The organism is Domibacillus tundrae, assembly GCF_000970675.1.
GTDB classification, from domain to species: Bacteria; Bacillota; Bacilli; order Bacillales; family Domibacillaceae; genus Domibacillus; species Domibacillus tundrae.
The window spans coordinates 1-13,652 of sequence record NZ_LAJA01000031.1; the positions used below are offsets into that span (position 1 = coordinate 1).

At 44.9% G+C, this 13,652-nt stretch carries 14 protein-coding genes, 1 tRNA gene, 1 rRNA gene, 1 other RNA gene and 1 other annotated feature; of the genes, 14 read left to right on the top strand and 3 right to left on the bottom strand.

Going from position 1 to position 13,652, the window contains the following annotated elements; all coding sequences use genetic code 11:
- Positions 1-60 precede the first annotated feature (60 nt).
- Positions 61-176: ribosomal RNA gene (gene rrf, locus VQ00_RS16170) — 5S ribosomal RNA — on the top strand.
- A 292-nt stretch (positions 177-468) separates the two neighbouring features.
- On the top strand, positions 469-1,932 hold the full coding sequence (guaB, locus tag VQ00_RS16175) for an IMP dehydrogenase (RefSeq protein WP_046181167.1): 1,464 nt from the start codon (positions 469-471) through the stop codon (positions 1,930-1,932).
- A gap of 36 nt (positions 1,933-1,968) precedes the next feature.
- Here guaB and VQ00_RS16180 read toward each other — a convergent pair whose 3' ends face one another.
- Positions 1,969-2,535 carry a GNAT family N-acetyltransferase gene (locus tag VQ00_RS16180; RefSeq protein WP_245618137.1) on the bottom strand — a complete coding sequence of 189 codons (567 nt, stop codon included), beginning with the start codon at positions 2,533-2,535 and terminating at the stop codon, positions 1,969-1,971.
- Between the two features lie 115 nt (positions 2,536-2,650).
- On the opposite strand from VQ00_RS16180, the gene VQ00_RS16185 reads away from it, so the two are divergent.
- The 5 genes from VQ00_RS16185 (at position 2,651) to VQ00_RS16205 (ending at position 7,303) form a co-directional block, all read left to right on the top strand.
- On the top strand, positions 2,651-3,991 hold the full coding sequence (locus VQ00_RS16185) for a D-alanyl-D-alanine carboxypeptidase family protein (protein ID WP_046181168.1): 1,341 nt from the start codon (positions 2,651-2,653) through the stop codon (positions 3,989-3,991).
- A gap of 108 nt (positions 3,992-4,099) precedes the next feature.
- Complete coding sequence (gene pdxS, locus VQ00_RS16190; RefSeq protein ID WP_046181169.1) at positions 4,100-4,981, top strand: pyridoxal 5'-phosphate synthase lyase subunit PdxS; 882 nt, start codon at positions 4,100-4,102, stop codon at positions 4,979-4,981.
- Positions 4,981-5,574: a pyridoxal 5'-phosphate synthase glutaminase subunit PdxT gene (pdxT, locus tag VQ00_RS16195; protein ID WP_046181170.1), complete on the top strand. Its 594-nt coding sequence runs from the start codon at positions 4,981-4,983 to the stop codon at positions 5,572-5,574. Before pdxS ends, pdxT begins: the two co-directional genes overlap by 1 nt.
- A gap of 32 nt (positions 5,575-5,606) precedes the next feature.
- Positions 5,607-5,825, top strand: a binding site (T-box leader).
- A gap of 45 nt (positions 5,826-5,870) precedes the next feature.
- Positions 5,871-7,151, top strand: coding sequence for a serine--tRNA ligase (serS, locus tag VQ00_RS16200; RefSeq protein ID WP_046181171.1), 1,281 nt, complete (start codon positions 5,871-5,873; stop codon positions 7,149-7,151).
- A gap of 59 nt (positions 7,152-7,210) precedes the next feature.
- Positions 7,211-7,303, top strand: a tRNA-Ser gene (locus VQ00_RS16205).
- A 64-nt stretch (positions 7,304-7,367) separates the two neighbouring features.
- On the opposite strand, the gene VQ00_RS16210 is transcribed toward VQ00_RS16205, so the two are convergent.
- Together VQ00_RS16210 and VQ00_RS16215 are read right to left on the bottom strand one after the other, a co-directional pair.
- Positions 7,368-8,654: a glycoside hydrolase family 18 protein gene (locus VQ00_RS16210; RefSeq protein WP_046181172.1), complete on the bottom strand. Its 1,287-nt coding sequence runs from the start codon at positions 8,652-8,654 to the stop codon at positions 7,368-7,370.
- Between the two features lie 47 nt (positions 8,655-8,701).
- On the bottom strand, positions 8,702-9,250 hold the full coding sequence (locus tag VQ00_RS16215; protein ID WP_046181173.1) for a cysteine hydrolase family protein: 549 nt from the start codon (positions 9,248-9,250) through the stop codon (positions 8,702-8,704).
- A 53-nt stretch (positions 9,251-9,303) separates the two neighbouring features.
- On the opposite strand from VQ00_RS16215, the gene tadA reads away from it, so the two are divergent.
- The 7 genes from tadA (at position 9,304) to VQ00_RS16245 (ending at position 13,364) form a co-directional block, all read left to right on the top strand.
- A complete protein-coding gene (gene tadA, locus VQ00_RS16220) occupies positions 9,304-9,789 on the top strand; it encodes a tRNA adenosine(34) deaminase TadA (protein ID WP_046181174.1) in 486 nt (161 codons plus the stop codon).
- A gap of 45 nt (positions 9,790-9,834) precedes the next feature.
- Positions 9,835-10,099: signal recognition particle sRNA large type (gene ffs, locus VQ00_RS18280), an RNA gene on the top strand.
- Between the two features lie 112 nt (positions 10,100-10,211).
- Positions 10,212-11,933 (top strand): DNA polymerase III subunit gamma/tau, encoded by a 1,722-nt coding sequence (dnaX, locus tag VQ00_RS16225; RefSeq protein ID WP_046181175.1) that lies wholly within the window; start codon positions 10,212-10,214, stop codon positions 11,931-11,933.
- A 24-nt stretch (positions 11,934-11,957) separates the two neighbouring features.
- Positions 11,958-12,278: a YbaB/EbfC family nucleoid-associated protein gene (locus tag VQ00_RS16230; protein ID WP_046181180.1), complete on the top strand. Its 321-nt coding sequence runs from the start codon at positions 11,958-11,960 to the stop codon at positions 12,276-12,278.
- 16 nt (positions 12,279-12,294) lie between these two features.
- The gene (gene recR / locus VQ00_RS16235) at positions 12,295-12,891 is read left to right on the top strand and encodes a recombination mediator RecR (protein WP_046181176.1); all 597 of its coding nucleotides are present in this window, start codon (positions 12,295-12,297) and stop codon (positions 12,889-12,891) included.
- Positions 12,892-12,906: 15 nt separating this feature from the next.
- Positions 12,907-13,125, top strand: a complete 219-nt coding sequence (locus VQ00_RS16240; RefSeq protein WP_046181177.1) for a YaaL family protein — start codon at positions 12,907-12,909, stop codon at positions 13,123-13,125.
- Positions 13,126-13,163: 38 nt separating this feature from the next.
- Entirely contained in the window at positions 13,164-13,364 is a 201-nt protein-coding gene (locus VQ00_RS16245) for a pro-sigmaK processing inhibitor BofA family protein (RefSeq protein WP_046181178.1), read from the top strand.
- Positions 13,365-13,652: the final 288 nt, after the last annotated feature.

The window sequence follows — 13,652 nt, forward strand, 5'->3', positions numbered from 1 at the left end:
TGCCCATACAATGAACGCTTCTATCCAGTTTTGAAAGAACACTTCTTTCGAACTTCATAGTCAGGTGGCTACAGCGAAGAGGTCACACCCGTTCCCATCCCGAACACGGCAGTTAAGCTCTTCAGCGCCGATGGTAGTTGGGGGTTTCCCCCTGTGAGAGCAGGACGCCGCCTGGCACGACAGGACAACTTGAATATTCAGGTTGTCTTTTTTGTTGTAATTTTTTCTGAACAAGATAAAATAATACAAAAGAATCATTTGAAATCAAAAGAATGGTATAGCGCGATATTGATTTTTGGAAGAGTTGGAAGAAGTTGTTTCATTAGTACATTGGTAAAGCGTTTGCTTGTAATGTTCGGATTTAAGTGCGAAAATTCAAAAAAGTCTAACTTATAAAGCGAACCTTGACATTATACCCGTTCAATTGATAACCTACTAATAATATTTTTCGGTCAGGGAGGCTTAAATATGTGGGAAGATAAGTTTAAAAAAGAAGGATTAACGTTTGATGATGTATTGCTTGTACCAGCGAAATCAGAGGTGCTTCCAAAAGATGTATCCCTCAAGGTGGAATTAACGCCAAGTTTGAAATTGAACATTCCAATGATCAGTGCTGGAATGGATACTGTTACGGAAGGCGATATGGCGATTGCGATGGCGCGTCAAGGTGGTCTGGGGATCATTCATAAAAACATGAGCATTGAACAGCAGGCTGAGCAGGTGGATAAGGTAAAACGCTCAGAAAGCGGCGTTATCAGCGATCCGTTCTTTTTAACACCCGAGCATCAAGTATTTGCTGCAGAGCATTTAATGGGCAAGTACCGCATTTCTGGTGTGCCGATTGTGAACAGCCAGGAAGAGCAAAAGCTTGTGGGCATCCTGACAAACCGTGACCTTCGTTTTATCCAGGATTACTCGATTTTAATTACGGATGTTATGACGAAAGAAAATCTTGTGACGGCTCCGGTTGGCACAACGCTTCAAGAAGCTGAGCAAATTCTGCAAAAACACAAAATTGAAAAGCTTCCGCTTATTGATAAAGATGGTGTCTTAAAAGGCCTTATTACGATTAAAGATATTGAAAAAGTAATTGAGTTCCCGAACTCAGCGAAAGACGAACAAGGACGCCTTCTTGCCGGCGCAGCGGTTGGGGTAACGGGTGACACGATGAAGCGTGTTGAAATGCTCGTCCAATCTCACGTAGACGTTATTGTGATCGATACAGCGCATGGTCACTCAGCAGGTGTTATTGAAACAGTAAAAGAAATTCGTTCTGCTTACCCTGAATTAAACATTATTGCTGGGAATGTAGCGACAGCTGAAGCCACTCGCGAGTTGTTTGAAGCAGGCGTCGATGTTGTGAAGGTTGGCATCGGTCCGGGCTCTATTTGTACGACGCGTATTGTTGCAGGCGTAGGTGTACCACAAATTACGGCTGTCTATGATTGTGCGACAGAAGCTCGTAAGCACGGCAAAGCGATTATTGCGGACGGTGGAATTAAATACTCTGGGGATATTGTAAAAGCGATCGCTGCAGGCGGTTCTGCTGTAATGCTTGGCAGCTTGCTTGCTGGTACAACAGAAAGCCCGGGCGAAACAGAAATCTTCCAAGGACGCCGCTTTAAAGTATATCGCGGTATGGGGTCTGTCAGCGCAATGGAAAAAGGCTCAAAAGACCGCTATTTCCAAGAAGACGCAAAGAAATTTGTTCCGGAAGGCATCGAAGGGCGTATTCCTTATAAAGGCCCGCTGTCTGATACATTGTATCAGCTGACAGGCGGTCTTCGTTCCGGTATGGGCTATTGCGGCACAAAAGACATTGATGCACTTCGTGAAGACAGCCAATTTATCCGTATGACAGGCGCAGGTCTTCGTGAGAGTCATCCACATGATGTGCAAATTACAAAAGAAGCGCCTAACTATTCATTATAAGGAAAAGCAGCCTGTCCAGTATTGGACAGGCTGCTTTTAAATATGTTTTACCATGTGGTGAAAAGGTTCGCCGATAATTGTCCATGGTTCTGTGATTTCAAACCCTTTCCGTTTATACAGCAAGTGCGCTCTTTTTTTCTCGATTTCGACGTTTAAAGCGAGTTTTTGTGCCCCATGCTGTTTTGCGGTTTTTTCAGCATGGTCTAAAAGAATCGTGCCAATCCCCTGTCCGCGAAAATCGGGATGAACACAAATTGTATCAATATACCATTCATCTGAATGTGCTTCTTTATCTAAAAAAGAAATCGGTGCGCCATTTTTTTGTAGCCAGCTTGACAAAATGGCATCTAATTCTTCTCCTTTTTGTCCATCGTATAAAACGAGTATGCCGGCGGGAACTCCTTTTTGTTCAGCGATCCACGTGTATAAATATGAATGCCGATTCGTTTCTTGTTTGAAAAGAGTGAGCAGCGTTCGGACTACATCTTCTTCCTTCTGCATTCCCGTTAGTCTGCAGGCAATTGCTCCAATTGCCTCAATAATAAGCGGCATGGCAAAGCCAGCGTCCTTTGGCAAAGCAGGACGGATTGATAAGTTATTCAAAATTATTCCCCCTGCCTTTAGTATATGGCATCTAGGTCGTTTCTCGTCTGTTTTTCCCATGAACGTGTATGGTACAATAACGAAAGTGTTGCATAAAAAATGGAGGGTTTTGAGTGTGAAAAAGAGAAGTGGGTATCGGCTTGGCGCTGTTCTGTTAAGTGTGTTGTTGTTTATTGGATTGTTTTCCCCTGGCCAAATGAAAGCACGTGCGGCTTTTGATGTCAATGCGGCCGCCGCTGTATTGATTGATGCGGAAACCGGCCAAGTGCTGTATGAGAAAAATAGCGATCAGCAGCTTGGTGTGGCCAGCATGTCAAAAATGATGACGGAATATTTACTGCTTGAAGCGGTCAAAGAAGGCAAAGTAAGTTTGGATGATACATATCAAGTATCAGACTACGTGTATACCGTCTCTCAAGATCGGAGTTTGTCAAATGTCCCGCTCCGCGCCGATGAAACGTACACGATCCAAGAATTGTACGAGGCGATGACAATTTATTCAGCAAACGCGGCGACAATTGCCATTGCGGAAAAAATTTCAGGCTCCGAAGCGGAATTTGTCAAATTGATGAATGAAAAAGCAAAAGCACTTGGTTTGGAAAAAGTGAAGTTCGTCAACTCAACTGGATTAAATAATAAAGATTTAAAAGGAAATCATTCAACTGGTGCTGAGACGGATGAAAATATGATGTCCGGCCGTGATGTAGCCACACTTGCATACCGGTTAGTAAATGATTACCCGGAAGTGCTGGAGACAGCCGGAATTCCAAAAAAGAAATTCCGTGAAGGAACCGATGATGAAATTTCAATGGAAAACTGGAACTGGATGCTTCCTTCTCTTGTTTTTGCTTATGAAGGGATGACAGGCTTAAAAACAGGAACAACTGATTTTGCAGGCTACTGTTTTACTGGAACAGCTGAACGCAACGGCCAAAAGCTTATTGCGATTGTGATGGGTGCGACAAGTGAAAGCGGCGAAGGAACATATAATGCCCGGTTTACAGAAATGAAGAAGCTGATGGACTATGGTTTTACTCAGTTCGAGTCTAAAGAGCTTGTCGCAGCTGGCAGTGCGGTGAAAGGGACTGAAACAATATCTGTTCAAAAAGGAAAAGAAAAAGAAGTGAAGCTTCAAACAGCTTCTTCTTTATCTATTTTAGTGCCAAAAGCTTCAAAAACGAATTATAAAACAAAAGTTACCTTAAATAGTTCGGATTTAAACGAAAATGGAAAATTGATTGCACCGGTGAAAAAGGATAAAGTGGTTGGTTTTGTATCAATTCAAGATGATAAAGGCCAAGCAGTTCCATTTTTAAAGGCAGCCGGTCAAACAAATGTACAAACAGCCCAAAACGTTGAGAAAGCGAATTGGTTTGTTTTATCAATGCGCGCAGTTGGGGGCGGCATTAGCAATGGATGGAATTGGGTTGTAGATAAAGTAACTGGTTGGTTTTAATGAAAATCACCTTCTGCTATTGACAGAAGGTGATTTTTCGTGTTTATTAGGATTTAAGTATTTTACAAAAAATCAGTTTTTTCTGACCAATATAGGAGGAGTAAGAAAATGAATACAGGTACAGATCGCGTTAAGCGGGGAATGGCAGAAATGCAAAAAGGCGGCGTCATTATGGACGTTGTGAATGCAGAGCAGGCAAAAATTGCAGAAGAAGCAGGTGCAGTAGCGGTTATGGCGCTCGAGCGTGTCCCATCTGATATTCGTGCAGCCGGCGGAGTGGCTCGTATGGCAGATCCGCGTATCGTGGAAGAAGTAATGAATGCTGTGACCATTCCAGTTATGGCGAAAGCGCGTATCGGCCATATTGTGGAAGCACGTGTGCTTGAAGCAATGGGTGTTGATTATTTGGATGAAAGTGAAGTATTGACGCCAGCTGATGAAGAGTACCATTTGCTGAAAAGCGACTACACAGTACCGTTTGTCTGCGGCTGCCGCGATATCGGCGAAGCAGCACGCCGGATCGGTGAAGGTGCTTCGATGCTTCGTACAAAAGGTGAGCCTGGAACAGGGAACATCGTTGAAGCTGTTCGCCATATGCGCAAAGTGAACGCACAAGTTCGCAAGCTTGTTCATATGAGCGAAGATGAAGTTATGACAGAAGCAAGAAATCACGGTGCGCCGTTTGAAGTACTAATGCAAATTAGAAAAGAAGGCAAACTGCCGGTTGTAAACTTTGCAGCAGGCGGTATTGCAACGCCAGCAGACGCAGCGCTTATGATGGAACTTGGTGCAGACGGCGTATTTGTCGGATCCGGCATCTTCAAATCAGACAATCCGGCTAAATTTGCCCGCGCGATTGTGGAAGCGACAACGCATTATCAAGACTACAAATTAATTGCTGAGCTTTCAAAAGAACTGGGCGAGCCGATGAAAGGTCTTGAAATTTCAAAAATCGCGCCGGAATCACGCATGCAGGAGCGCGGCTGGTAATGACAAAGATCGGTGTACTTGGATTACAGGGTGCCGTTCGTGAGCACGTGCGCTCGATTGAAGAAAATGGAGCGGAAGCGGTCGTTGTAAAATGGCCCGAACAGCTGGATGAATTGGACGGCTTGATTTTGCCGGGTGGTGAAAGCACAACGATGCGCCGCTTGATCGACCGGTACAGTTTTATGGAGCCGCTTCGTGCTTTTGGAGAATCCGGGCGTCCGATGTTTGGAACATGCGCGGGTCTTATTTTACTCGCTGGCGAAGTAGTCGGTTACGCTGAACCACACCTCGGATTAATGAACATTGCCGTTGAACGGAATTCATTTGGCCGCCAAAAAGAAAGCTTTGAAGCGGATCTTATGATTAAAGATGTGGCGGATGACTATAACGCCGTTTTTATCCGTGCACCGCATATCGTTTCAGCTGGAGAAGGAACAGAAGTACTGGCGGAATGCGACGGCCGGATTGTCGCCGCGCGCGACCGCCATTACCTCGGCTGTTCCTTTCATCCAGAGCTGACGGATGATCACCGTATTACGGGCTACTTTATCGGTATGGCGGAGCAGGCAAAAGCGTCACTTGCGAATTCATAAAAAATGTAGTACATTGAATTCAAATAAAATAGTGAAACGCGATGAAGGAAGCTAGTAGCTTGATTTACTTCAAAAGAGAGCCGGTGGGTGGTGCGAACCGGTGGAGAAGTCATGTGAATCCATTCCGGAGCGGGATGCTGAAATAAGAGTAAGCATTGACCGGCGCAGGCCGTTAAAACGTTGTTTTGAGAGGAAAGCATGTTGTGCTTTCAATCAGGGTGGTAACGCGGAATATAACTTCCGTCCCTTTATATAGGGGGCGGAAGTTTTTTTATTTTCTAAAGGAGGAATAGCATATGCTGGATATGAAATATTTGCGGTCAAATTTTGCAAAAGTAAAAGAACGGCTGAAATTCCGGGGCGAGGACATGAGCGCGTTTGAAGATTTTGAAGAACTGGAGAAAAAACGCCGTGAGCTGCTTGGCCAGACAGAAGAGCTAAAAGGAAAACGCAACAGTGTATCGCAGGAAGTTGCACGCTTGAAAAAAGAAAAACAGGATGCGGATGCCCTTATTACCGAAATGCGTGAAGTGGGCGATAAAATTAAGGAATTAGACGCCGATCTTCGTGATACTGAAGAAAAGCTCGAGCAACTGATGCTTCGGATGCCGAATATCCCTCATGAAAGTGTACCGGCAGGCGATTCAGAAGATGATAATGTGGAAATTCGCACATGGGGCGATGTACCGGCATTTGATTTTGAAACAAAGCCGCACTGGGATTTGGCGACGGATCTTGATATTCTCGATTTTGAGCGTGCCGGCAAAGTAACAGGCAGCCGCTTTACTTTCTACAAAGGCGCTGGTTCAAAACTGGAACGTGGGCTCATCAGCTTTATGCTTGATTTGCATACAGAAGAGCACGGCTACACAGAAATGATGCCGCCGTATATGGTTAACCGAACGAGTATGACTGGAACTGGCCAGCTTCCAAAGTTTGAAGAAGATGCATTCCGGATTGAAGCAGAAGATTACTTTTTGATTCCGACAGCTGAAGTACCAGTTACAAACTACCACCGTGATGAAATTTTGAATGGCGAGGATTTGCCGATTTCTTACGCGGCGTACAGCGCGTGCTTCCGTTCTGAAGCGGGTTCTGCCGGACGTGATACACGCGGGTTGATTCGCCAGCATCAATTTAACAAAGTGGAAATGGTCCGCTTTGTGAAGCCGGAAAATTCTTATGAGGAGCTGGAAACACTGACGGGCCATGCGGAAAAAGTGCTCCAATTGCTTGGTCTTCCGTATCGTGTTCTTGACATGTGTTCTGCCGATCTTGGGTTTACAGCGGCGAAAAAATACGACATCGAAGTGTGGCTTCCGAGCTATGGCGCATACAAAGAAATTTCTTCTTGTTCTAACTTTGAAGGATTCCAAGCACGCCGGGCAAATATCCGCTTCCGCCGCGAGAAAAATGGTAAGCCGGAGCATGTGCACACATTAAACGGTTCAGGTCTTGCCATCGGCCGTACCGTTGCCGCTATTTTGGAGAATTATCAGCAGGAAGACGGCAGCATTCTTATTCCGGAAGTACTTCGTCCATACATGGGTGGCAAAGAAAAAATCGAAAAAAAATAAGTCGAAGCGTGTTGACAGGATAATTTAGATTATGATAAATTAATTCTTGTCGATACGACGGAGGAATACCCAAGTCCGGCTGAAGGGATCGGTCTTGAAAACCGACAGGCGGGTTAAACCGCGCAGGGGTTCGAATCCCCTTTCCTCCTCCATTTTTACCATACGTGCATAATTAGAGATATGAACGCCCATCTGTTTATCAGATGGGCGTTCTTTTTATTTTTTAATAATGGTAAAGCGGTCAGCAAGCAGAAGCCAGTTTTGCGGAAAAGAAAGGCCGATTTTCCAATATGCGATGCCGCGCAGCTTTAATTCTTTTAAAAGAGAAAATTTCGCGTCAATCGAACGCGCATCTTCAAACCATATTTTATGGGCACGTCCATTTTCATCCGTATAATCGATAAATGGTGCCTGCGCAGTGAAGTCATAGCGGATCGATGCCCGATAGCGGACCGCCAGCCGAATTGCTTCCTGCGGGCTGATCGCTCTTGCCAGTGGATTTCCCTGACGGTACGGAAGCGTCCAGTCATATCCGTACAAATTTTGGCCCATCACGATTTTGGAGGCGGGTATTTCTGTCAGCGCGTAAGTTAAAACATTGCGTACCGGTCCGATAGGGGACACGGCCATTGGCGGTCCGCCGCTGTATCCCCATTCGTACGTCATAATAACGGAAAAGTCGACAATCTCTCCGTGAGCTTTGTAATCATGAGCCTCATACCACTGACCTTTTTGTGTGGCACTCGTTTTTGGCGCGAGCGCGGTTGATACAGTTTTGCCTTCACGATGAAAGCGTTCTGTAGCACGGCGGAGAAACCGATTATATGCTTCCCGGTCTTCCGGGCGTAAATATTCAAAATCAAAATGAATGTCCCGGAAATTTGTCTGCCTGGCGATCCGGCTTATATTATTCAAAAATGTCTGCTGGACTGCTTCATCGTTAAGCAAAATACGCCCAAGCTCTGCGTTGAACTGGTCGTTTTCCAAATTTGTGATATTCATCATAAAGACGGTGCCATTTTGTTCAGCAATTGGCGACAGTGGACGAATGGGTGGTTCTTCAAGTGAGCCATCCCGTTTGGCATTGTAGCTGACCGGGGAAAAATAGGTCAGCTGTGGGGCCGCTTCCCGTGCCTGGTTCAGGATGTTTCCTGAGTAGCCGGATGCGGAAGGCTCAATATAGCCCGTTGACTCAATGGGTGTTTTTGCAGGCGATGGAATGCGCAGCTGCCGCCCGATTTGCAGCGGGGCGGACTGTGACAAGCCATTAATTCGGACGATCTCTTCCACTGTAACACCGTACTGCCTTGAAATTTTCCATAGGCTGTCTCCGGCGGCAATCAGGTGAAATCGTCCGGAAACGGGAATAACCAGCGCCTGCCCGATGACGAGCTGCGCCGGATTTGGAAGTTGATTTGCTTTGTTGATCGCCTGAATGGTTGTCCCGTATCGCCGCGCAATTTGAAACAGTGTATCGCCGCTTTTGACTACATAAATGTGCATACGCTCTTCCCCCTCTCTTTATTATATGTACAGAGAGGGACAGCTTCTTATGACAAAAGTTGAATGAATTCGTCTGATGGGCGCACGTCCGCTTTTAAAACAGTTTCCATCATTTCGAGCGCATACTCGTTAAACTTTTCTTCTTCCGATGCAATCGCATTTTTCGGTATATATATATCAAATTCACGCATGTACGCATCGTTGGCTGTGAAAAATACACAAATATTGCCGGCAACTCCTGTATTGACGACGGATGTGACGTCCAGCTCGTGCAGAAGCGTATGTAAAGCAGTTCCGTAGAATGCAGAGTGCTTCGGCTTTATTAAAAAGTAGTCTTTATGACCCGGCTTCATTTCCTGTATAATAGGAGCGCTCACGTCATTCGTCGCATGGTCTGTAATGAGGGCAATGTCGGCTTTCCAAAGCTGATAATGGTCATTTACATAAATGACGGGCCATTCTTTTTCGTAAAAATGTTCTTTTAACTGTAAAATAGGAGGGACGATTTCTTTCGTGAACTCTGCCAGTTTTTCCCCGTTTGGAAATTGAAAATCATTAATCATATCAATAATGAGAAGCGCGCATTTCTTTGTCATTATCTTTCCTCCTTATTTTCTATAGTATTACCCGAATTTTTGCCGAAAGGAGCATGGAAATGGATGAATTTTTTATGAAAATGGCTATCGAAGAAGCGAAAAAAGCGGAGCGCCTTGGTGAAGTGCCGATTGGAGCCGTTATTGTTAAAAACAATGAAGTTATCGCATCAGGCCATAATTTGAGGGAAACGACCCAAAATGCGGTGACCCATGCGGAGCTGCTGGCGATTGAAAAAGCATGTGAATCAACAAGGTCGTGGCGATTGGAGGGGACGACGCTTTATGTCACTCTCGAACCGTGTCCGATGTGCAGCGGCGCTATCTTGCTTTCCCGTGTGGAACGAGTGGTATATGGGGCGGACGATCCGAAAGCGGGGTGCGCCGGCACTTTAATGAATTTGCTGGACGATGAAAGGTTTAACCACCGATGCGAGGTTGTTCCAGGAGTACTGGCGGATGAATGCGGGATGCTGCTGACGGAATTTTTTCGAAATCTCCGCAAAAAAAAGAAAGACCAGAAGAAGCAAAAAGTGGAATAGCTTCACCGTTGCTTTTTTGCCGGTTAAATAGTATAATAGTTCTTGCCGTGCTAAGTGGGGAGGTAGCGGTGCCCTGTATCCGCAATCCGCTCTAGCGGAACTGAATTCCTTCTCGAGGCTGTTTAATTGTGGGGCCTGCCTTTTGTAAGTGGCGTTGACGCCCGGGTCCTGCGCAATGAGAACCCATGAACCATGTCAGGTCCGGAAGGAAGCAGCATTAAGTGGACTCTCTCATGTGCCGTGGGACAGCCTGGGCTGAGCTAACTGCTCAAGTAACGCCTGTGATTGGCAGTCGACAGAAGGTGCACGGTATACATAATCAAAAGGCGTCCGGCTTGCCGGGCGTCTTTTTGCTTTTATCGGAATAGAAAAGGTGCTCTCGTTCGTTTATAATAAAACAAGAAAGGTGAAGGAGGTAAAGAATGAGCTATCAGGCATTATACCGTGTATGGCGGCCGCAAAACTTTGCAGATGTCGTTGGGCAGGAGCATATAACGAAAACGCTTCAAAATGCTCTCCTTCAAGATAAAATTTCGCATGCATACCTTTTTTCAGGTCCGCGTGGTACCGGAAAAACGAGTGCGGCGAAAATTTTAGCCAAAGCGGTAAACTGTGAAAACGGTCCGTCTGCAGAACCTTGCAATGAATGCGCATCATGCCGGGGTATTTCGAACGGCTCGATTCAAGATGTTATTGAAATTGATGCTGCTTCTAATAATGGTGTAGATGAAATTCGGGATATACGCGATAAAGTAAAATACGCGCCTGGTTCTGTCCGTTATAAAGTGTATATTATCGATGAAGTGCATATGCTTTCAACGGGCGCTTTTAATGCGCTCTTAAAAACACTCGAAGAACCGCCATCCCATGTGATCTTCATTTTAGCCACCACGGAGCCGCATAAAATTCCTTTAACAATTATTTCCCGCTGTCAACGGTTTGATTTTAAGCGGATTACCGCTCACGCGATCACGGGCCGGATGACGCTCATTTTAAATGAAACGGATACAGAATTTGATGAATTGGCTTTGCCGATCATTGCTCGCGCCGCAGAAGGCGGAATGCGGGATGCACTTAGTTTGCTTGATCAGGCCGTTTCCTACAGCCGCGGCCGCTTGTCGGAAGATGATGCGCTGACGGTAACTGGGACAGTCGGACAGGGAATACTGAATGCAATTGCGCAGGCCATCTATGAGCAAAATGCGGCAGAAGCGGTCCAGACATTAAACAAATTGCTAATGGAAGGGAAAGATCCGGTCCGTTTCACAGAAGATATGATTTTATATTTCCGTGATATGCTGCTCTTTAAAATGGCTCCTGGTCTCGAAGAGTCCATGGAGCGGACGATGGCGGATGAGGATTTTAAAGAAATGGCCGGCCAGTTTTCTGAATCAGCCATTTATGAATACATTGCGGTTTTAAATAAAGCACAGCAGGATATGAAGTTTACAAATCATGCACGTATTTATCTGGAAGTGGCAATTGTGAAAATGTGCCGTCTGCATATAAAAGCTGAATCTTCTGCATCTGGTCCAGAAGTAGCTGGATTGATCGAGAAAATAAATCGGCTTGAGCAGGAAGTCCAGGAACTGAAAAATCGGCCGTCCGGCATGGCGGAAGCAGAAGCACTGAAACCAGCAGCCAAAAAAATATCACGCCCGGGCAATCTATTTAAAGTCTCTATGCCGCAAATTGAAAAAGTGCTCTCGGAAGCCACCAAGCAGGACATTCAAAACATTAAAAGCTGCTGGGGGAATATGATTGGCTACTTAAGCGAGCGGCAAATGCGCTCGCAGGCAGCTCTTTTAAACGATGCGGAACCTGTCGCTGCGTCTAGTGACTCATTTGTGTTAAAATTTAAATATGAAATTCATTGTCAAATGGCGTCCGATAATAAAGCATTTATGGATTCTATTTCGACGATTTTAAATGAATTAACCGGCAAGCCATACCGGCCGCTTGTTGTGCCGGAAGATGCCTGGATGGACATTCGCCGTTCTTTTTTGAAAAAGCAAAAAGAAGACGGCAGCTATACACCGCCGTCTGACGGAACAGATGCGGATGTGCAGGAAGAGGAAGAAGACCCTCTCGTATCAAAAGCGCTGGAACTTGTCGGGGAAGAGTTTCTTGAAATTAAAGACTAACTTAATTGGAGGATGATGAACATGATGCGTGGCGGAGGAATGGGCAATATGCAAAATATGATGAAGCAAATGCAGAAAATGCAAAAGCAAATGCAGGAAGCACAGGAAGAGCTGGCTGAAAAGCAATTTGAAGGAACAGCGGGCGGCGGCATGGTGAAAGTAAGCATCTCCGGTCAAAAACTAGTAACAGACGTTCAAATAAAAGAAGAAGTCGTGGACCCAGATGATATCGATATGCTTCAGGATCTTGTTCTTGCAGCTGTTAACGATGCATTGAAAAAAGTGGACGACGAAACAAACCAGACAATGGGACAGTTTACGAAAGGGATGAACCTTCCTTTCTAAAGAGGAGGAACTGCGGATGTATTATCCCGAACCGATAACGAAGCTGATTGACAGCTTCATGAAACTGCCGGGCATTGGGCCGAAAACAGCGGCTCGTCTGGCTTTTTTTGTTTTAAATATGAAAGAAGACGATGTGCTTGGTTTTGCTAAAGCACTCGTCAATGCAAAGCGTGATCTTGGCTATTGCTCAGTTTGTGGTCATATTACCGACCAGGACCCATGCTCCATTTGCAAAGATGAAAGGCGTGACCGAAGCATCATCTGTGTCGTGCAGGATCCAAAAGACGTTATTGCGATGGAAAAAATGAAAGAATATAATGGGCTCTACCATGTTCTTCATGGCGCTATCTCGCCAATGGAAGGGATTGGGCCAGAAGATATTAATGTACCTGACCTCATCAAACGACTGCAGGACGAAACTGTTAAAGAAGTTATTTTGGCGACCAATCCGAATATTGAAGGTGAAGCAACTGCCATGTATATTTCTCGGTTACTAAAACCATCCGGCATTCGTACAACGCGCATTGCCCATGGTCTTCCAGTAGGCGGCGATCTTGAATACGCAGATGAAGTAACATTGTCTAAAGCTATTGAAGGCCGCCGTGAGCTGTAAGGAGGAGAATCATTCATGTTTTTCCGTAAAAAACAAACGTTGCGCAGTGTATATGATGATAAATTAATCGAATTGCTAGACCGTTCGAGAACGGATTGGTTTAAGCGCCGCGATTTGCTTCGTCTTAGTTTTGAGCAAAATGATGAGCTTGAAGCACAAACAAAAGCCGCTCAGGCTAAATATTTCTTTTTATTTAGAGAAGCAAAAAAACGTCAAATCCGCATAAAAGAATAATCTCCTTCCATACGTATAGAAGGGGAGCGTGAAGAGATATGCAAAAAACAAGTGCAATGTTATTTACAGTGTTAAAAAAAATGGTAACAGGTGCTTTCTTTTTATATGGGGCAAATGTGTTAATTCAACAGACAGGCTTGCATATAGTAATGAATCCATTTACAGCCTTTCTTGCCGGTTTCCTAGGGCTGCCAGGGGTTCTCTCCTTGGCGGCCATTCATTTTTTTATTTTCCGATAAAACAAATCAAAAAAGTGATTGACGAGTACTGCAGCAGGTGGTATAATAATAAACGTTGCTGCTGAAAAGCAGTCAGCACGAAAGAAAAAAGTTTAAAAAAGATGTTGACATATAATGAAGATGAATGATATGATATTATATGTCGCTTAAGACGAATTAAAGCAAATTGAACATTGAAAACTGAACAAAATCAATAAAAACGTCAACGTTTTAAGCAAGAAACTTCCATGTGAGATGCTTGTCATCTTATATAGAAACAATTGAGCAGTCAAACACTTTTTGGAGAGT